This window comes from Mycolicibacter virginiensis, from assembly GCF_022374935.2.
Lineage (GTDB): Bacteria > Actinomycetota > Actinomycetes > Mycobacteriales > Mycobacteriaceae > Mycobacterium > Mycobacterium virginiense.
The window spans coordinates 4,173,339-4,192,416 of record NZ_CP092430.2; the positions used below are offsets into that span (position 1 = coordinate 4,173,339).

20 protein-coding genes and 1 tRNA gene are annotated in these 19,078 nt (G+C 65.6%); 13 read left to right on the forward strand and 8 right to left on the reverse strand.

The window, feature by feature from the left end:
* Positions 1-43: 43 nt before the first annotated feature.
* Together MJO54_RS20285 and MJO54_RS20290 are read right to left on the reverse strand one after the other, a co-directional pair.
* Complete coding sequence (locus MJO54_RS20285; RefSeq protein WP_046286455.1) at positions 44-796, reverse strand: SDR family oxidoreductase; 753 nt, start codon at positions 794-796, stop codon at positions 44-46.
* Positions 797-827: 31 nt separating this feature from the next.
* Entirely contained in the window at positions 828-2,297 is a 1,470-nt protein-coding gene (locus MJO54_RS20290) for an aldehyde dehydrogenase (RefSeq protein ID WP_240175387.1), read from the reverse strand.
* A 183-nt stretch (positions 2,298-2,480) separates the two neighbouring features.
* Here MJO54_RS20290 and MJO54_RS20295 point away from each other — a divergent pair, with 183 nt between their 5' ends.
* The 10 genes from MJO54_RS20295 (at position 2,481) to MJO54_RS20340 (ending at position 11,827) form a co-directional block, all read left to right on the forward strand.
* Positions 2,481-3,119, forward strand: a complete 639-nt coding sequence (locus MJO54_RS20295; RefSeq protein ID WP_046286457.1) for a TetR family transcriptional regulator — start codon at positions 2,481-2,483, stop codon at positions 3,117-3,119.
* The gene (locus MJO54_RS20300) at positions 3,116-4,342 is read left to right on the forward strand and encodes a cytochrome P450 (RefSeq protein WP_105295456.1); all 1,227 of its coding nucleotides are present in this window, start codon (positions 3,116-3,118) and stop codon (positions 4,340-4,342) included. Before MJO54_RS20295 ends, MJO54_RS20300 begins: the two co-directional genes overlap by 4 nt.
* A complete protein-coding gene (locus MJO54_RS20305; RefSeq protein ID WP_105295457.1) occupies positions 4,343-5,170 on the forward strand; it encodes an SDR family oxidoreductase in 828 nt (275 codons plus the stop codon).
* Between the two features lie 62 nt (positions 5,171-5,232).
* Positions 5,233-6,588, forward strand: a complete 1,356-nt coding sequence (locus MJO54_RS20310) for a lanosterol 14-alpha demethylase (protein WP_046284265.1) — start codon at positions 5,233-5,235, stop codon at positions 6,586-6,588.
* Positions 6,589-6,607: 19 nt separating this feature from the next.
* Positions 6,608-6,817: a ferredoxin gene (locus tag MJO54_RS20315; protein WP_046284264.1), complete on the forward strand. Its 210-nt coding sequence runs from the start codon at positions 6,608-6,610 to the stop codon at positions 6,815-6,817.
* A gap of 2 nt (positions 6,818-6,819) precedes the next feature.
* Positions 6,820-7,365: a nuclear transport factor 2-like protein gene (locus MJO54_RS20320; RefSeq protein WP_105295458.1), complete on the forward strand. Its 546-nt coding sequence runs from the start codon at positions 6,820-6,822 to the stop codon at positions 7,363-7,365.
* A 25-nt stretch (positions 7,366-7,390) separates the two neighbouring features.
* Positions 7,391-8,473: an NAD(P)H-dependent amine dehydrogenase family protein gene (locus tag MJO54_RS20325; RefSeq protein WP_064889176.1), complete on the forward strand. Its 1,083-nt coding sequence runs from the start codon at positions 7,391-7,393 to the stop codon at positions 8,471-8,473.
* A gap of 46 nt (positions 8,474-8,519) precedes the next feature.
* Complete coding sequence (locus MJO54_RS20330) at positions 8,520-9,260, forward strand: glucose 1-dehydrogenase (RefSeq protein ID WP_046284273.1); 741 nt, start codon at positions 8,520-8,522, stop codon at positions 9,258-9,260.
* A gap of 68 nt (positions 9,261-9,328) precedes the next feature.
* Positions 9,329-10,579 (forward strand): cytochrome P450, encoded by a 1,251-nt coding sequence (locus MJO54_RS20335; protein ID WP_396876899.1) that lies wholly within the window; start codon positions 9,329-9,331, stop codon positions 10,577-10,579.
* Positions 10,580-10,699: 120 nt separating this feature from the next.
* Positions 10,700-11,827: an NDMA-dependent alcohol dehydrogenase gene (locus MJO54_RS20340; RefSeq protein ID WP_064889177.1), complete on the forward strand. Its 1,128-nt coding sequence runs from the start codon at positions 10,700-10,702 to the stop codon at positions 11,825-11,827.
* A gap of 74 nt (positions 11,828-11,901) precedes the next feature.
* On the opposite strand, the gene MJO54_RS20345 is transcribed toward MJO54_RS20340, so the two are convergent.
* Positions 11,902-12,432 carry a YceI family protein gene (locus MJO54_RS20345; RefSeq protein WP_046284260.1) on the reverse strand — a complete coding sequence of 177 codons (531 nt, stop codon included), beginning with the start codon at positions 12,430-12,432 and terminating at the stop codon, positions 11,902-11,904.
* 122 nt (positions 12,433-12,554) lie between these two features.
* On the opposite strand from MJO54_RS20345, the gene MJO54_RS20350 reads away from it, so the two are divergent.
* A complete protein-coding gene (locus tag MJO54_RS20350; RefSeq protein WP_046284259.1) occupies positions 12,555-12,959 on the forward strand; it encodes an HIT family protein in 405 nt (134 codons plus the stop codon).
* A gap of 3 nt (positions 12,960-12,962) precedes the next feature.
* Here MJO54_RS20350 and MJO54_RS20355 read toward each other — a convergent pair whose 3' ends face one another.
* Both MJO54_RS20355 and MJO54_RS20360 read right to left on the reverse strand, forming a co-directional pair.
* Complete coding sequence (locus tag MJO54_RS20355) at positions 12,963-14,426, reverse strand: sensor histidine kinase (RefSeq protein WP_046284258.1); 1,464 nt, start codon at positions 14,424-14,426, stop codon at positions 12,963-12,965.
* A 63-nt stretch (positions 14,427-14,489) separates the two neighbouring features.
* Positions 14,490-15,209: a response regulator transcription factor gene (locus MJO54_RS20360; protein WP_046284257.1), complete on the reverse strand. Its 720-nt coding sequence runs from the start codon at positions 15,207-15,209 to the stop codon at positions 14,490-14,492.
* A gap of 108 nt (positions 15,210-15,317) precedes the next feature.
* Here MJO54_RS20360 and MJO54_RS20365 point away from each other — a divergent pair, with 108 nt between their 5' ends.
* Positions 15,318-16,061: a hypothetical protein gene (locus MJO54_RS20365; RefSeq protein WP_046284256.1), complete on the forward strand. Its 744-nt coding sequence runs from the start codon at positions 15,318-15,320 to the stop codon at positions 16,059-16,061.
* A 47-nt stretch (positions 16,062-16,108) separates the two neighbouring features.
* Here the strand turns inward: MJO54_RS20365 and MJO54_RS20370 are convergent, their stop codons facing one another.
* Together MJO54_RS20370 and MJO54_RS20375 are read right to left on the reverse strand one after the other, a co-directional pair.
* Positions 16,109-16,516, reverse strand: coding sequence for an HNH endonuclease (locus MJO54_RS20370; protein ID WP_046284271.1), 408 nt, complete (start codon positions 16,514-16,516; stop codon positions 16,109-16,111).
* 46 nt (positions 16,517-16,562) lie between these two features.
* A tRNA-Thr gene (locus tag MJO54_RS20375) sits at positions 16,563-16,638 on the reverse strand.
* 291 nt (positions 16,639-16,929) lie between these two features.
* Here MJO54_RS20375 and MJO54_RS20380 point away from each other — a divergent pair.
* Positions 16,930-18,180 (forward strand): hypothetical protein, encoded by a 1,251-nt coding sequence (locus tag MJO54_RS20380; protein WP_065153259.1) that lies wholly within the window; start codon positions 16,930-16,932, stop codon positions 18,178-18,180.
* Positions 18,181-18,210: 30 nt separating this feature from the next.
* Here the strand turns inward: MJO54_RS20380 and MJO54_RS20385 are convergent, their stop codons facing one another.
* On the reverse strand, positions 18,211-19,071 hold the full coding sequence (locus MJO54_RS20385) for an alpha/beta fold hydrolase (protein ID WP_105295459.1): 861 nt from the start codon (positions 19,069-19,071) through the stop codon (positions 18,211-18,213).
* Positions 19,072-19,078: the final 7 nt, after the last annotated feature.

Sequence of the window (19,078 nt, forward strand, 5' to 3'; positions counted from 1 at the left end):
TCCGATTCCTCCTCATCGCTTCGCTCTGCGTCGTCACCGGTGGCTATGAGCGGATGATCTGTCCGCCGTCGACGTTGAAGATCTGGCCGGTGATCCACGACGCCTGGTCCGACAGCAGGAACAGGCACATCGGGACGAGATCCTCCGGCGTGCCCATCCGGGCCAGCGGCAGCTGCTGGACCATCTGCTTGACGATGGCCTGCGGGGTGGTGACCCGGTTGGCCTCGGTGTCGATCGGGCCGGGTGCGATCGCGTTGATCCGGATGTTGCGCCAGCCCAGTTCGCGGGAGAGCTGCTGGGTCAGGCCGTTGACCCCAACCTTGGCCAGACCGTAGAAGTTCGAGTACACCCATGCCGCAGTGGAGGACTGGTTGACGATCGCGCCGCCGCCCCGCTTGGCCATGTGCTCGTAGACCGCCCGCGTGCAGATTAGTGCGCCGTCCAGATTCACCCGCATGAAGTTCTCGTAGTAGTCCCACGGCACGGTCAGCAGGCCGTCGAGCTTCATCCCGCCGAAGATCGCGGCGTTGTTGACCAGGTAGTCGATTCCGCCGAACTCGGCCACGGCCGCGTCCGCCATGGCCTGCGCCGATTCCAGGTCGGAGACGTCGACGCGCACCGCGATCGCCTTGCCGCCGTCGGCGACGATCTGATCCGCCACCGTCTTCGCGCCGTCGATGTTGATGTCAGCCACCACCACCGCGGCACCCTCGGCGGCGAGTGCCTGGGCGTAGGCCTGCCCGATACCGCCACCGGAGCCGGTGACGATAGCCACCTTGTCGTCGAATTGACCCATCTGCTTGTTCTCCTTGATCCGGTACTAGTCGTTAGTTCGCTGCTGTCGCAATAGCTTTGATTTCCAGGTACTCCTCGAACCCGGCGACGCCCATCTCGCGGCCATTGCCGGACTGCTTGTAGCCACCGAACGGCATATCCGCGGAGTACCAGACCCCGCCGTTGACGTTGACGGTGCCGGCCCGCAGTCGCGCCGCTACCCCCGCCGCCCGCTCGGCGTCGGCGCCATAGACGGTGGCGGACAACCCGTAGGGCGAGTCGTTGGCGATGCGCACCGCGTCGTCGTCGCCGTCATGCGGAATCACGGTGAGCACGGGCCCGAAGATCTCCTCGCGAGCCACCCGCGCCTCGTTGGTCAGCCCGGCGATCACGGTGGGCTCGATGAAGAAGCCGGCGGGCTGATCGGCGGGGCGACCGCCGCCGCAGGCGAACGTGCCGCCCTCGGCGATCGCCAGATCCAGGTAGCTCTGCACCCGGTCACGCTGGCGCGCGGAGATCACTGGGCCGCAGATGGTGCCGGCCTTCGACGGGTCACCGGCCTTGATCGAGCCCATGGTGCCGGCCGCGATGGCGACCGCCTCGTCGTAGCGGGCCCGGGGCACCACCAGACGGGTGGTGATCGCGCAGCCCTGCCCGGCGTGCAGGCAGACCGAGAATCCCGCCACCGAGCACGCCGCGGCCAGGTCGGCGTCGTCGAGTACCAGGAAGGCGGACTTGCCACCCAACTCCAGGAACACCTTCTTGATGGTGGCAGCGGCGTCGGCCATCACGCTGCGGCCGGTGGCGGTCGATCCGGTGAACGAAACCAAGTCCACCCGTGGGTCTTTGGCGAGCGTGGCACCCAGCGCGTGGTCGGTCGAGGTGACGATGTTGACCACACCCGGCGGAATGTCGGTCTTCTCCGCGATCAGCTCTCCGAGCACCGCGGCGACCCACGGAGTATCGGGTGCGGGTTTGAGCACGACGGTGTTGCCTGCGGCCAGCGCCGGACCCAGCTTGGCCAAGTTGATCTGATGCGGGAAGTTCCACGGCGTGATGGCGCCGACGACGCCCACCGCCTCGCGCACCACCGAGCGTCGCGTGGGGATACCCATCGGCGACGCCTGACCGAGATCCTGTGTCCACTCGTAGTTTTCGGCGGTGTCCGCGGCGAAGCTGAGGTCGTTGATCGGCCCTTCCAGCTGCGCGCCGGCAGTCAGCATCCGGGGCGCGCCCACGTCGGCGATCGTCAGATCGCGAAGCTCCTCGACATGCTCGAGCATCGCGTCTCGCAACTGACGTACGCAGCGCACCCGCAGTTCGGTGTTGGTCGACCAGTCGGTCTCGTCGAATGCCCGGCGCGCTGCGCCGATCGCGCGATCCATGTCGGCGGCGTCGGCGTTGGCCGCCTCACCGAGCACCTCTTCGGTGGCCGGGTTGATTGTGGCGAAGCCGCCGGCTCCGCCCGAGGTCAGCTTGCCGTCGATAAGCAGCCGGCTCACGCCGTCAGCCAGTAGCGCCATCGTCTCACTCCCGCAGCTTGGTCGCAGTCCCCCGTGAAGAAACACTGCGAAAATGGACACATGTCCGTTATCACCGGCTCGAACCCTAGACCCAGAGTTGGCGCCCCCGCAACCCTCTTGGCCTGAAACCGTTGTTTCCCAGGGGACTTGCCTAACAAATCCACCTTCAGCTACGTTGGACACGTGTCCAGCGAATCGGTGGCGGCAGTCACATCGACGAACGCTGCCTTTCCCGACCCCGCAACTCCTGGCGCCACACCCGCTCCCCGGAACCGGCGCCAGGAGGAGACCTTCCGCAAGGTGCTGCGCGCGGGCGTCGAAATGCTGCGGGAGAAGTCCTACGCAGACCTGACCGTGCGCGCCGTCGCTGCGCGCGCCAAGGTCGCCCCGGCGACCGCCTACACCTACTTCTCCTCCAAGAACCATCTGATCGCCGAGGTGTATCTGGACCTGGTTCGTCAGGTCCCGTACTTCACCGACGTCAACGAGCCGATGCCGAGTCGGGTCAACCAGGCGCTGCGGCACCTGGCACTGGTGGTCGCCGACGAGCCCGAGGTCGCGGCGGCCTGCACGGCGGCACTGCTCAGCGGCAACAGCGACCCAGCGGTCCGCACGGTGCGCGACCGGATCGGCGCGGAGATCCACCGCCGCATCGTCTCGGCGTTCGGCCCGGACGCGGACCCCCAGAAGGTCTCTGCCCTGGAGATGACCTTCTTCGGCGCTCTGGTCAACGCCGGCAGCGGCGCTTTCACCTACCACCAGATCACCGATCGGCTGGCCTACGTCGTCAGCCTGATCCTCGAATCAGGAGCACCACGATGAGCCTGCAGACGGAGACTTCCAAGCCACCGGTCCTCAACCCCTACGACTACGACTTCCACGAGGACCCGTTCCCCTACTACCGGCGGCTGCGCGACGAGGCCCCGGTGTACCGCAACGAAGAGCTCGATTTCTGGGCGATCTCACGTCACCAGGACGTGCTGCACGGGTTCCGCAACAGCGAAGCGCTGTCCAACCGGGACGGGGTATCCCTGGACCCGGTCTCCCGCGGCCCCCACGCCCAGCTGGTGATGTCGTTCTTGGCGATGGACGATCCGCAGCACCTGCGGCTTCGCACCCTGGTGTCCAAGGGCTTCACCCCGCGCCGGATCCGCGAGCTCGAACCCCAGGTGGTTCGGCTGGCGCGCCAGCATCTCGACAGCGCGATCCAGCCCGGCTCCGACGGCACCTGCTCGTTCGACTTCATCAATGACTTCGCCGGCAAGCTGCCGATGGACGTCATCTCCGAGCTGATGGGTGTGCCGGAGGCCGACCGGGCCCGCATCCGGGAGCTCGCCGACGGGGTGCTGCACCGCGAAGACGGGGTGACCGATGTGCCCCAGTCGGCGATCCAGGCGTCGGTAGATCTGATGACCTACTACAACGCGATGATCGCCGACTTCAAGAAGAACCCGGCAGACAACCTCACCTCCGCACTGCTGGAGACCGAGGTCGACGGCGACCGGCTTGGCGACCAGGAGATCCTGGCGTTCTTGTTCTTGATGGTGATCGCCGGCAACGAGACCACCACCAAGCTGCTCGGCAGCTCCGTCTACTGGGGCCATCGCAACCGCGACCAGCTGACGTCGGTGTTCGCCGACCGCTCCCGGATCCCGCTGTGGGTCGAGGAGACCCTGCGCTACGACACCCCGAGCCAGATCCTGGCCCGCACCGTCGCGGAGGACTACACGCTGCACGGCACCACCATTCCGGCCGACTCGGTGGTGCTGTTGTTGCCCGGTTCCGGAAACCGTGACGAGCGGGTCTTCGACGACCCCGACGCCTTCCGGATCGGACGCGACATCGGTTCCAAGCTGCTCAGTTTCGGCAGCGGCGCCCACTTCTGCCTCGGCGCACATCTGGCCCGGATGGAGGCCCGGGTGGCGCTCGACGAACTTTTCAGCCGGATCAGCGACTACCAGGTCGACGAGGCCAACGCCGTGCGGGTGCATTCATCCAACGTGCGCGGCTTCGCCGACCTCCCGATCACCGTCAAGGAGGCATAAATGCCACGTTTCGACCCATCCCCGGACCGGCGGCCCGCCATCGTCACTGGCGCATCCTCCGGTATCGGCGCCGCCACCGCAGAAGAATTGGCGCGCCGCGGATTCCCCGTCGCACTCGGTGCCCGACGTACCGACAAACTCGCCGACCTGGTCAGCAAGATCCGGGACAACGGCGGCGAGGCGGTCGCGTTCCCGCTCGACGTCACCGACGCCGACTCCGTGAAATCCTTTGTGGCGTCCAGCATCGATGCGTTGGGCGAGATCGAGTTGCTGGTCTCCGGTGCCGGCGACATGTTCCCCGGACGCATTCACGAGCTGCCCACCGAGGCGTTCAACGACCAGATCCAGGTACATCTGATCGGCGCCAACCGGCTGGCCACCGCGGTGCTGCCGGACATGGTCGCCCGCCAACGCGGCGACGTGATCTTCGTCGGCTCCGACGTGGCATTGCAGCAGCGTCCGCACATGGGCGCCTACGGCGCGGCCAAGGCCGCGCTGGTCGCGATGGTGCACAACCTGCGGATGGAGTTGGAGGGCACCGGAGTACGCGCTTCCATCGTCCACCCCGGTCCGACCCTGACCGAGATGGGCTGGAAGCTGTCCGCCGAGCAGGTGGGTCCGATGCTCGAGGACTGGGCCAAGTGGGGCCAGGCTCGGCACAGCTACTTCCTTCGGCCGCAAGACCTGGCTCGCGCCATCGCATTCGTCGCCGAAACTCCGCGCGGCGCGCACATCGTCGACATGGAGGTGCAGCCGGAGGCCCCGCTGCGCGACACCGACTCCGATCGCCAGAACCTGCAACTGGGCGAGGAAGGAATGCCGAAATGAGCCGCGACATCGACGATGCCGCCAGCGGAGCTCGCGTAGCTGGCGGAGGAGGAGTGGCGCCAATGGCGCTAGCCACTGAGGTTCCCCGGGTCTCCGGGGGCGAGGCCGAGCACGGCCACCTCGAAGAATTCCGCACCGACCCGATCGCGTTGATGCAGCGCGTGCGCGACGAATGCGGCGACGTCGGCTGGTTCGACCTGGCCGGGCGCAAGGTGGTGCTGCTGACCGGCGCCGAAGCCAACGAGTTCTTCTTCCGCTCCACCGACGACGAGCTCGACCAAGCCGCGGCCTACCCGTTCATGACCCCGATCTTCGGCAACGGCGTCGTGTTCGACGCTCCGCCGGAGCGACGCGCGGAGATGTTGCACAACACCGCACTTCGCGGCGAACACATGAAGCGTCACGCCAGCACCATCGAGCACGAAGTACGCCAGATGATCGCCGACTGGGGCGACGAGGGCGAAATCGACCTGCTGGAGTTCTTCGCCGAGCTGACCATCTACACCTCGACCGCGTGCCTGATCGGACGGAAGTTCCGCGAAGAACTCGACAACCGATTCGCCCAGCTGTACTACGAACTGGAGAACGGCACCGACCCGCTGTGCTACGTCGACCCGTACCTGCCGATCGAGAGCTTCCGTCGCCGCGACGAGGCCCGCGTCAAGCTGGTCGAACTGGTGCAGGGCATCATGAACGGCCGACTGGCCAACCCGGAGTCCGACAAGAAGCGCCGGGACATGATCGACGTCATGGTGTCGATCCCGGACGAGAACGGCAACCCGCGGTTCTCCGCCGACGAGATCACCGGGATCATCATCTCGATGATGTTCGCCGGGCATCACACCAGCTCGGGAACCAGCGCATGGACGCTGATCGAGATGCTGCGCCACCCGGAGGCTCACGCCGCGGTGATCAAAGAACTGGACGAGCTGTACGCCGACGGTGGCGAGGTGAGTTTCCATGCGCTGCGCCAGATTCCGAACCTAGAGAACGTGCTCAAAGAGACCCTGCGCATGCATCCGCCGCTGATAATTCTGATGCGGGTTGCCAAGGGCGAGTTCGAGGTCTGCGGCTACCCGATCCACGAAGGCGACATGGTGGCGGCTTCGCCGGCGGTCTCCAACCGGATTCCGGAGAACTTCCCCGAGCCCAACGACTTCGTTCCGGAGCGCTACAACGAACCGCGCGAAGAAGACGTCATCCACCGCTGGACGTGGATCCCGTTCGGGGCCGGTCGGCACCGCTGCGTGGGGGCGGCTTTCGCCACCATGCAGATCAAGGCGATCTTCTCGGTTCTGCTGCGCGAGTACGAGTTCGAGATGTCACAGCCGCCGGAGACCTACCGCAACGACCATTCCAAGATGGTGGTGCAACTGGCCCGCCCGGCCAAGGTGCGCTACCGCCGGCGCAGCAAGTAGAAGCCGAGGGAGCGCTGAAATGGGTAGCTACACAGTGAAGGTGGACCTGGACCTGTGCCAGGGCCACGCGATGTGCGAACTGGAGGCGCCCGACTACTTCCAGGTGCCCAAGCACGGCAAGGTCGAGATCCTCGACTCCGAACCACCCGACTCCGACCGCCGCCAGATCCAGGCAGCCGTACGGTCTTGTCCCACCCGAGCGTTGTCCATCGAAGAGAAACAGGATTGAACATGGCGTCTTTTTCCCGCGAACAGCTCGATGACTGGGTCGAGCGCTGGTTGCAGGCCAACCGCGACGCCGAAGCGGCCGGCGACTGGCGGCCGCTGGCCGACTTCTACGCCGATGACGCCACCTACGGCTGGAACATCGGCCCGAAAGAGGACGTCATGTGCGTCGGGATCGACGAGATCCGCGACATCGCACTGGGTCTGGAGATGGAAGGGCTGGACAACTGGCAGTACCCCTACCAAAAGGTGCTCATCGACGACAAACAGGGCGAGATCGTCGGGTTCTGGAAGCAGGTCGCGACGGACGCAGACGGTGTCGAGTCGGAGATCTACGGCATCGGTGGCAGCTGGTTTCGCCTCAACGCCGACGCGAAGATCGAATGGCAGCGTGACTTCTTCGACTTCGGTCACGTCCAGAAGCTCTACCTGGACCTGATGACCGCCGGCAAGCTCTCCAGCGGAATGCAGAAGCGAATCGAGCGCAGCCTGGCCGGCGAGAAGCTGCCCGGCTACTACCCGCTGGGAACAGCTCCGGTTCCACTCTGGTAGAACACCACTCACTCCAGGAGAACTCGTGGCCATACGCGTCGCCCTGATCGGTACCGGCAACGCCGGGCGCATCGCCCTGCGCGGCCTGATCACCAATCCCGCCTACGAGCTCACCGGAGTGTGGGTCTCGACGGCAGCCAAGGTGGGCAAGGATGCCGGCGAGCTCGCCGGTCTCGACCTTCGCACCGGCATCACCGCCACCGACGACTTCGAGACGATCATCGACGCCAAGCCCGAGGCCGCGGTCTACTGCGCGATGGGTGACACTCGGCTACCCGACGCTCTCAAAGACGTCTGCCGCCTACTGGCCGCCGGCATCAATGTCATCGGAACCGCCCCGGGGGTGCTGCAGTACCCCTGGGGCGTCATCCCGGACAAGTTCATCGCGCCCATCGAAGATGCGGCCCGACAGGGCAATTCGAGCGTCTACGTCAACGGTGTCGATCCCGGTTTCGTCACCGATATGGTCCCGCTGGCCTTCGCCAGCACCTGCCAACGCATTGAGCAGATCCGTTGTCTGGAGATCGCCGATTACGCGACCTACGACGGCGCCGAGGTCATGTTCGACGTGATGGGCTTCGGCAATTCGCTCGACAACGTGCCGATGCTGCTGCAACCGGGCATCTTGAGCATCGCCTGGGGCGCGACAATTCGCGAGCTGGCTGCCGGGTTGGGCGTGACCCTGGACGCCATCACTGACTCATCGGAGCGCGAGCCGGCGCCCGAGGCCTTCGATATCGCCGCCGGCCATATCCCCAAAGGCGGTGTCGCCGCACTCAAGTTCGAGATCAACGGCATCGTCGACGGCAAGCCGCTGATCGTGGTCGAGCACGTCACCCGGCTGCGCAGCGACCTGCGGCCGGACTGGGCTCAGCCGGCACAGCCGGGCGGCTCCTATCGCGTGGAGATCACCGGCGAACCCTCCTACACCGTCGACATCTGCCCCACCAGCGGGCACGGCGATCACAACTACGCCGCGATCGCGGTCGGTGTTGGCCGCGTGGTCAACGCGATTCCGGCCGTCGTCGCCGCACCGGCCGGCATCGTGACCACCCTCGACCTGCCATTGGTCGGCGCGCCCGCCGTCATCGCGGGAACCGGCGACTGAGACACCGAAGACAACCACCAGCACTGGACTGAAAGGCGGAATGCGCATGGGGCGTGTAGACGACAAGGTAGCCCTGATCAGCGGGGGTGCGCGCGGTATGGGCGCGGCTGACGCCCGGATGTTGGTCGACGAGGGCGCCAAGGTGGTCATCGGCGATGTGCTGGACGAAGAGGGCGCGGCGCTCGCGGCAGAACTGGGTGACGCCGCCCGCTATGTGCATCTCGATGTCCGGGACCCGGAGCAGTGGGCCGCCGCGGTGAGCGTCGCGGTCGAGACGTTCGGGAAGCTGAACGTGTTGGTCAACAATGCCGGGACCGTCGCACTGGGGCCGCTGCGCAAGTTCGATCTGGACCAGTGGCACAACGTCATTGACGTGAATCTCAACGGCACATTCCTGGGGATGCGCGCCTCCATCGATTCGATGATCGCCGCCGGCGGCGGATCCATCATCAATGTGTCCTCGATCGAGGGTCTGCGCGGTGCACCTTTTGTGCACCCCTATGTGGCCTCGAAATGGGCGGTGCGCGGACTGACCAAGTCCGCCGCTCTCGAACTGGCCCGCCACAACATTCGGGTCAACTCGCTGCACCCCGGGTTCATCCGCACCCCGATGACCGAGCATCTGCCAGAGGACATGGTGACCATTCCGCTGGGGCGGCCCGGCACCTCCGACGAAGTCGCGACCTTCGTGCTGTTCTTGGCCAGCGACGAGTCTTCCTACGCCACAGGCTCGGAGTTCGTCATGGACGGCGGTCTGGTCACCGATGTTCCGCACAAAAATGGTTGACACTCGGTCATACACCTAGCCATCATGTGTATGCCCGAGCGTGGTTCATGCTCCAGTGACAACCAAAGGTGTTCGTCTTGACATCAACGCAATCAGCTTGTCCGTTCGGTTCGGGTTTCGATTTCACCGACCCGGACGTCCTGCTCCACGGCATGCCGATCACCCAGTTCGCAGAGCTGCGCAAGACCGCGCCGATCTGGTGGAACGAACAGCCGTCACACAGCAACATCTTCGATGACGGCGGCTATTGGGTCATCAGCAAACATCAACACATCAAAGAGATCTCGCGTGACAACGACGTGTGGTCAACCAACGCCAAGGGCGCGGTCATGCGCCTGCCCGACGGCATCTCCGCCGACCAGCTGGATCTGACCAAGGCGTTGTTGATCAACCATGACCCGCCCGAGCACACCCGACTGCGCAAGCTGGTGTCACGACTGTTCACGCCCCGCTCCGTGAGTGCGCTGGAGGAGAAGCTGGCCCAGTCGGCGCGCGACATCGTCGCTGCTGCAGCCGAGAAGGACAGCGGCAATTTCGTCGACGACATCGCAATGCAACTGCCGCTGTTGGCGATCGCCGATCTGCTCGGGGTTCCCGAGGCCGATCGGGAGAAGCTGTTCCACTGGACCAACTCGATCATGAACACCGACGACCCCGATTTCGACTCCGATCCGGCGATGGCCAACGCCGAGTTGATGGGCTACGCCTACACCATGGCTGAGGAGCGGCGGCGCTGCCCGGCCGACGACATCGTCACCCGACTGGTCCAGGCCGACATCGACGGTGAGTCGCTCGGCGAGACCGAGTTCGCATTCTTCGTCATCCTGCTGGCGGTGGCGGGCAACGAGACCACCCGCAACGCCATGACGCACGGCATCAACGCGTTCGCGGAAAACCCCGATCAGTGGGAGCTCTACAAGAGGCAGCGGCCCGAGACCGCCGTTGACGAGATCGTGCGCTGGGCTACCCCGGTGCACTGCTTCCAGCGCACCGCCAAAGTCGACACCGAACTGGGCGGGGTGGCCATCGGCAAAGGGCAGCGGGTCGGGTTGTTCTACAGCTCGGCCAACTACGACGAAGAGGTCTTCGACCGGCCGTTCAGTTTCGACATCCTGCGTGATCCCAACCCGCACCTGGCGTTCGGCGGGCAAGGCACCCACTACTGCATCGGCGCCAACCTGGCCCGGATGGAGATCCGGCTGATCTTCGACGAAATCGCCAACCAGCTCCCGGATATTGCGAAGCTGGCCGAGCCGCAACGACTGCGTTCCGGCTGGATCAACGGCGTCAAAGATCTACAGGTCGCCTACCACGGCTAGGCCGACCCCAAGGGTTCGAAGGGGTTCCAACGAACCTTCCCGCCGCCCGGTAGTCGGTTATAGGCTCCGAGCAGGGGACTGCCGGACGTCGGAGAAATTCAAAATGAAAGCAGGTTCGCGGTGAAGACAAAGGGTGCGTTGCTCTGGGAGTTCAACAAGCCGTGGTCGGTCGAAGAGATCGAGATCGGTGACCCCCAGAAAGACGAGGTCAAGATTCAGATGGAGGCGGCCGGCATGTGCCACTCCGACCACCACCTGATGACCGGCAGCATCCCCATGGCCGGCTTTCCGGTCCTCGGCGGGCACGAGGGCGCCGGCATCGTCACCGAGGTCGGTCCCGGGGTGGAAGACATCGCCCCCGGCGACCACGTGGTGCTGTCCTTCATTCCGTCCTGTGGCAGCTGTCCGACCTGTCAGTCCGGATTGCGCAACCTGTGCGACCTGGGCGCCGGACTGCTCAACGGCGTGGCGGTCAGCGACGGCACCTTCCGCGTCACCGCGCGCGGCGAGGGCGTCTACCCGATGACGCTGCTGGGCACATTCTCGCCGTGGATGGTGGTGCACAAGTCTTCGGTCGTGAAGATCGACCCGTCGATTCCGTTCGAGGTGGCCTGCCTGGTCGGCTGCGGCGTCACCACCGGCTACGGGTCGGCTGTCCGCAGCGCCGATATCCGCCCGGGTGAGGACGTCGCGATCGTCGGTGTCGGCGGGGTCGGCATGTCGGCACTGCAGGGCGCGGTCAACGCCGGCGCCCGCAACATCTTCGTCATCGACCCGGTGGACTGGAAGCGCGACCAGGCGCTGAAGTTCGGCGCCACGCATGTTTACCCCGACATCTTCGCCGCGATGGGCGGGATGATGGAGGTCACCCACGGAGCGATGGCCCGCAAGGTGATCGTCACCGTCGGCGAGGTGCACGGCGCCGACGTCGACAACTACATGGTCTTGACCGCCAAGGGCGGCACCTGCGTGCTCACCGCGATGGGGTCCATGCTCGACAACCAGGTGACGCTCAACCTGGCGATGCTGACACTGCTGCAGAAGAACCTGCAGGGCACCATCTTCGGCGGCGGCAACCCGCAGTACGACATCCCGCAGCTGCTGTCGATGTACCAGGTCGGCAAGCTGAACCTCGATGACATGGTGACCCGCCAGTACAAGCTGGAGCAGATCAACGAGGGCTACCAGGACATGCTGGACGGCAAGAACATTCGCGGCATCATCCGCTACACCGACGCCGACCGCTAAGTCATCGGTTGACTCTGCGCTGACCAGGCAACCTACTCGCACTTTTGCCTGGTAGGCGCAGAGTCAACGAAGGACTAAGCACGCCGGAAGACCAGGCTGGCCTTGAGCCTGGTCCGGTTGCCGACCATGCCCAGGAAGTTGCCTTCCACAGCGAACTGCTTGCGGGTGACGATCGCCTCGGTGGTCAGCCGGACCCCACCGTCTTCGAGCGGGGAAACCTCGACTTCCAGCGGCAACGGTCCGGTGATGCCCTTGACGGTCAGTTCGGCGTCCAGTCGGGCAACATCGCCGCCGGCCGGCTCCCCGCCGGTGACCACGACGGTGATGTCGGGGTAATGGTCGGTGTTGAAGAAGTTCGATCGGCGCAGGTCGTGGTCACGGGTGCCCAGTCCGGTGTTGATTGAGGCGGCCTTGATATCGACCCTGCCCGTCACCGTCTTGTCGTCCTTGATCTCGCCGCTGCCGCTGAATTCGGTGAATGCGCCCCGGACCTTGAGCGCGCCCCACATGGTTCCGTTCTGGAACCGGATACTTGACTGCCCGGGATCCAGATTCCAGGTTCCCACTGCCTTAGGACTGCTGAGAAATGTTGCGACAGATGACATCTCATCTCCTCTTGCCTCTGGCGTGACAAGCCCGCACCACGGATATTCAGGGGTATCAACTCGTCCTCGATAATACGCAGCAGCGGCCGTTTAATCTGGCACTCGGCGCATATGCTGGACCCATGACCACCGTGTTCACCAAAATCATCAACCGGGAGCTGCCGGGCCGATTCGTCTACGAGGACGACGACGTCGTCGCCTTCTTGACCATCGAACCGATGACCCAGGGCCACACCCTGGTGGTGCCCCGCGCCGAGATCGACGGGTGGCAGAACATTGACAACGCGGCGCTCAACAAGGTGATGGCGGTGGCGCAGAAGATCGGCAAAGCGGTGTGCGCAGCGTTCGACACCGAGCGGGCCGGCATGATCATCGCCGGCCTAGAAGTTCCCCACCTGCATGTCCATGTCTTTCCGACCCGCAGCCTGTCCGACTTCGGCTTCGCCGGCGTGGATCGCAATCCGTCAGCGGAATCGCTCGACGAGGCGCAGGCCAAGATCAAGGCCGCGCTGGCCGAACTGGACTGAGACTCAGACGATCTCAGCGGGCAACTCGGCCGCACGAGCCGAGGTGTCGGCAAGGCGCGGCAGCGACACCCGGAACGTGCAGCCCTGGCCCGGCGGCGAACTGACGGTCACCGAGCCGTGGTGCGCCCGGGTCAGCGAGTCGACGATCGACAGCCCCAACCCGGTGCCGCCGCTGGCCCGCGCCCGCGATGAGTCGGTCCGGAAGAACCGTTCGAAGACCCGCTCCACATCCTGCTCACTCATCCCGGGCCCCTGGTCGACGACCTCGAGGATGGCGTCGTCGCCCTCGGTGCCGACCCGCACGGTGATCGCGGTCCCGTCCGGGGTGTGCTGCAGTGCATTGGACACCAAGTTGCTCAGCACCTGCCGCAGCCGCGCTTCGTCGCCGAGCACTTCCGGGGTCCCGGGGCCGTCGAAGACCTCGAGTTCGATGGTGCGATTCGGTGCGATGGCCCGGGCATCGTGCACCGCGTCGGTGGCCAATACCAACAGGTCGACCCAATGGCGCTCCAGCGGACGCTGAGCATCGGTTCTGGCCAGCAGCAGCAGGTCCTCGACGAGCAGGCCCATTCGGCGGGCTTCGCTTTCGATGCGTGACATCAGCAGCTCCACATCGCGGGCCGCGCCCTGCCGGTACAGCTCGGCGAAACCGCGAATCGTGGTCAGCGGGGTGCGCAGTTCGTGGCTGGCATCGGTGATGAACCGCCGCATCCGTTCCTCGGAGATACGCGCGCTCTCCGCCGAGTTCGCCGACGAGGCCACGGCCTCCTGGATCTGCGCCAGCATGCCGTTGAGGGCCAACGTGAGGCGTCCGACTTCGGTACGCGGATCACGTTCGGGCACACGACTGTCCAACTGACCGGCAGCGATTGCGGCCGCGGTCCGTTCGACCTCGGCCAGCGGCCGCAGGCTGCGGTTGACCACCACGTAGCCGGCGGCGCCCAGCACCAGCAGCACCCCGACGCCGATCGTCACCCGCCACCAGGCCAGGTAACGCAGCGTGGCCCGGGGATCGGACAGATCCCTGGCCACAGTGATCAGCCTGCCGTTCTCGCCGTGCACCGACAACGCCCGCCACTGCACGCCCGATCCGTCGACGGAGCCGATCGTGATCGGCACCGACCCCACGTCGTTATCCGGCGGCAGCAACGGCTCGGCGTTCTGGTCGTTGACGACGGTCCAGATGCTGCCGTCGGGGTCGACGTCACGGACATAGAAGCTCGTCGGTGGCCGGCCGGGATTGGGGTCCTCCCCCTCCCTCGACGGCAGCCGCCCGCGCTGTTCCAGCGCCCAGCCGTGGGCGGCGTCGATAAGCGTGGCGTCGATCCGGCCGATCAGCCGGTGCCGCAAGATCGTGGTCACGGCGTACCCCTGCGCCAGCAACCCGATGGCCACCATCGCCAAGGTGGCAGCGACCAGGCTGACTTTCAGCGGCAAGATGTCCCGAAGGGGTTTGACCGTCCCCATATGTTTCGACCTATAACCCGTTTCCGGCCCTCACCGGCCACAGTCGTTCGTCGCGGCTCGCGTTCATCGCGGCTCGCGCAACACATAACCGACCCCACGCAGCGTATGGAGCAGGCGCTTCTCGCCGGTGTCGATCTTGCGCCGTAGGTAGGAGACGTAAGACTCCACCACGTTGACGTCGCCGCCGAAGTCATAGCGCCACACGTGGTCCAGAATCTTCGGCTTGCTCAACACCGTGCCGGCATTGATCACAAAGTAGCGCAACAGCGTGAACTCGGTGGGCGACAACGAGACCGGCTGCCCCGCCTTCCACACTTCGTGGGTGTCCTCATCGAGTTCGATGTCGGCGAACGTGAGCCGGGAGTTGCGCGGTTCCTGGGCGCCCTTGCCCGCCCGGCGCAGGATGACCCGCAGCCGCGCCACCACCTCCTCCAGGCTGAACGGCTTGGTCACGTAGTCGTCGCCGCCGAGGGTCAACCCGGTGATCTTGTCCTGCAGCGAGTCCCGCGCGGTCAAGAACAGGGCCGGGGCGTCGATGCCGTCGGCACGCAGTCGGCGCAGCACCCCGAATCCGTCCATGCCCGGCATCATCACGTCGAGGATCACCGCGTCCGGACGAATCTCGCGTGCGCGGTCCAGCGCTGCCGGCCCGCTGGAGGCCGTGTAGACCTCGAAACCCTGGAATTTCAGACTGACCGACAGCAGCTCCACAATGTTGGTCTCGTCATCGACGACCAGCACGCGGGCCTCCGGTGCAGCGTCATGCGCAGGTGTTGCTCCCATAGCGTCAATTCCCTCGCGGTCCGGTGAAAACCACCTGGATATCGGCTGTATGTTTACTGTCAATCAAACTAGCTGATACCCGCTCCCAGTGCCCCCTAGACTGGCCTGGTGAGCCTGGTCAAACAGCTTATTGCCCTGTCCACCGCCCCGGCGCGCGTCGGCCTGTCGATCGCCGATGCCAGTCTCGGCGTCGCCACGACGGCGCTCGGATTAGCCCGCCAGGCTCTCGGCGATGCCGGAAAGCAGGGCGCAAACAGCTCGATGGCACACATGCTGGGCCTGGACGACACCATCGCCCGGGCCAACCGGCTGGCCAAGTTGATGGATGACGATGCGCCGCTGGGGCGTGCGCTGGCACCGGGCGGGCCGGCCGACCGGCTGCTGGCGCCCGGCGGCCTAGTCGACCAACTGACCGGGCCGGGCGGAGTGATCGACCGGCTCACCGCCGAGGGTGGCGGGCTGCAGCGGGCCCTGCAACCCGGCGGCCTGGTGGATCAACTGACCGACGAAGACGGACTGATCGAACGACTGCTGGCCGAAGACGGCTTGGCTGATCGACTGCTGTCCGAAGGTGGGCTGATCGACAAGCTGACCGCGCGCAACGGGCCCCTGGAGCAGCTCGCAGGTGTCGCGGACACGCTGAGCCGGCTGGCCCCCGGGATGGAAGCCCTGGAACCGGCGATCGAGACCCTGCAGGAGGCGGTGATAGCGCTGACGCTGGTGGTCAATCCGCTGAGCAACATCGCCGAACGCATCCCCCTGCTGCCACGCCGATCCAGCCGGCGTTCGTCGGCCCGGACGGTGCGCTCCCAACGGGTGATCGACCACGACCCGACCGAACCACAGAGTTGAGCCCGCCGGCGACGGCCCGCCACGACCCGACTTAGGAGGCAGGAGCCTCAATACGACAGGCCATCGGCGTACCGCTGTCGCCGGCAATAGCGCCCCTTGCCGCGATTCCTCGCCTTGTACGTCGGCAGCTGGCTGTCACAGTTGGGACAAACGAGGCGCAGATTCTCACGACGATTGTTGCTTGCATCTCCATCAATGTGGTCGATGATCAGCGTCAAAGTCACGCCGTTCCAAGTGCCCTCGATGCCGCAGATCGCACAACAACCGCCCTGCTGCTCGATGAGGTAGTCCCGGACATAGTTGCCGAGGTACGACGTGCGACCGCAGGCTCCGGTGTCGAGCCAGGCTTCCAAGAGCTGGCGTCTGCGGTGTGACTGTTGACATGCATTGCTGCAGAACACCCTTAGCCGACGGCCTTCAAAGTCGACGCCGCACCCAAGACAGGTCACCGTCATGAGACGGACGCTATCCAGCAGTACCGACAAGAACGGCGCCACCGAATGGAGCCGCGTGAGAGACTCGAACTCTCGACATCCGCTTTACAAGAGCGACGCTCTACCAACTGAGCTAACGCGGCCGGGGACGGCTCAATGAGCCATGGCGATTGTACGACGGGGTGATGCCGCCCGATCCGCCCGCTCCCACCGGTCTACCTTGCCCCGCCGGTAAGCAGCCGGACGCAGCAATCAGACGTCGTTGCCCGGTCCGTTTCGCCCGACATGGACGCCTGGTACAGCAAACTCGCGGACCCTTCACGCGTTGAGTGCCGGATATCCCACTTCACGTTTCCTGCGCTTTTTCTTACGAAAACCCGTATAGGCTCTCAGGCTGCAGGCAGTTCATTCGACTTTTTGGGGGAAGAAGAACCATGCAGCTGACGCTCAACCCGTTTATCACCGGCAGCCTCGCGATCACCAGCGCCGCCCTCGTCGCCGTCGCACCCGCAGCGCCGCAACTGGAGATCCTCCAGCACCGGCCGGTCGAACTCACCGCGGTCGCCTCGTCCGCCGCCGCCACCAACCTCGGCTTCATCGTCATCGACGACGGCACCGTCGGGTTATTCCCCCTCGGCCCGATGGCCGACATGCTCGGCTTGGGGAACGTCACGCTGGCGCAGATCGTCAATTTCTTGGGCATGGGCGATGACCAGCTCAGCGACTTGCTCCCCGGCCTGATCAACGGCCTCGGACTGGGCCACACCACGGTGGGGACGCTGGTCAGTGGTCTCGGACTGTCCGACATCGGACTGGCCGGTCTGCTCAACGGACTGGTCGACGGGCTCGGCTTGGACAGTGTCACGCTCGGCGGTCTGGTCGACGGCCTGGGCCTGGGTGGCCTGAACGTCGGCGCCCTGGCCCTTGGCCTGGTCGACGGCCTCGGTTTGGGCGGCGTCACCCTGGACCAGTTGGTGACCGGCCTGGGCTTCGGTGACATGGAGCTGAAAGACCTGGCACCGATCCTCACCGCCTTGGGCTCCGCCGTGCCGGGCCTGAACAACGTCACGTTCGGCGACGTGGTGAGCGGGCTGGGCATGAGCAACGTTCAACTGAGCACGATCCTCACCGACCTCGGCGGAAACGCCATCTTCCTCAACACCTTGCTGGGGTGGGTAGGGGTGATCCCGGGCCTCAACAACATCACCACCCTGGGCGGCCTACTGGAACTCGCCGGCCTCACCAATGCCGCGGTCTTCCCCGGCGTGGTGAATCTGCTGACCGACCCCGCCGCCGGTGTCGGCGGCATCAGCCTCAGCAGCGCACTCGATGTCCTGGGGCTGGACGGTGTCACCCTGAACCAGCTGCTGCCCACGCTCCCGCTGAACATGTCCGTCGCCAGCCTGCTGGGCGGACTAGGCCTGGACGACAGCACCCTCGGCGACTTGCTCGGTTCCGGACTGATCCCGTCGGGTGCCACGGTGGGCGGCCTGGTCGATTCGCTCGGCCTTTCGAGCACCACCCTCGACTCCCTGATCGCCGGGCTCAACGGCTCAGGACTGAGCCTGCTCAACGACAGCCTGAACGACCTGCTCACCAATGTCGGCGTCGACGACGCCACCATCGCCGACCTGCTCACCGGGCTCGGCCTCTACGACCACGCCCTGTTCAGCTTCAGCTTCTAAAGGCCAGCTGCGCGGGCCAGATAAACCGCGTCAGTCGCGGGTCAGGTATTCCAGCACCACGCGGGTGAAGGCGTCCTTGGCCTCGATCATGGTCCAGTGCCCGCAGTTGGGGAACACGTGCACCTCGGCGTCGGGGATGGTCCGCATCGGGATCAGGGCCATGTCCAGCGGGCTGACCCGGTCGTCGCGGCCCCAGGTGACCAGCGTCGGCGTCTTGAGCCGGTGCATCATCGCCCAGGGCAGCGGACCCTTGGACGCCTGCATCATCTTCACCATGTTGGTGAAGGCTTCCTTGCCGTACATCCGCCGGGCGCTGGCCAGGGTGTCGGGGTCAGTGGCCAGAGCCCACCGCTCCTCGATGAGCTCGTCGGTGACCACCGAGGGGTCGTAGACCATCGAGTGCAGCCAGCGCACCAGCGCGTCGCGGCTGGGGTTGTCGACGAAGTCCTGCAGCAACCGGATGCCCTCGGCCGGTCCCGGGCTGAGCAGGTTGGTGCCGATGCCGCCGATGGTCACCAGCTTGCTCACCTTGTCGGGGTTGCCGATCGCGTAGCCGATCCCAACGCCGCCGCCCATCGAGTTGCCCACGATGCTGAACCGGTCCAAACCCAGCGCTTCAACGAAGGCCGGCACCGCGCCGAATGCGGTCACCATTGGATGCCCGCCGAAGTCGTCGCTGACCCCGAACCCGGGGAACTCCAGCACCAGGCAGCGGAAGTTCTCGGCGAACGCCGGCAGCACGCCGCGGTAGTTGCGCCATCCGGTCACGCCCGGCCCGGAACCGTGCAGCAGCAGCAGCGTCGGCCCGTCACCGGCTTCGTGGTAGCGCAGCACCCCTTGCTCGGTGGTGACCTCGCGCAGGGTCTCGTCGTGGCTCAACTCGGCCGGCATGTGTCTC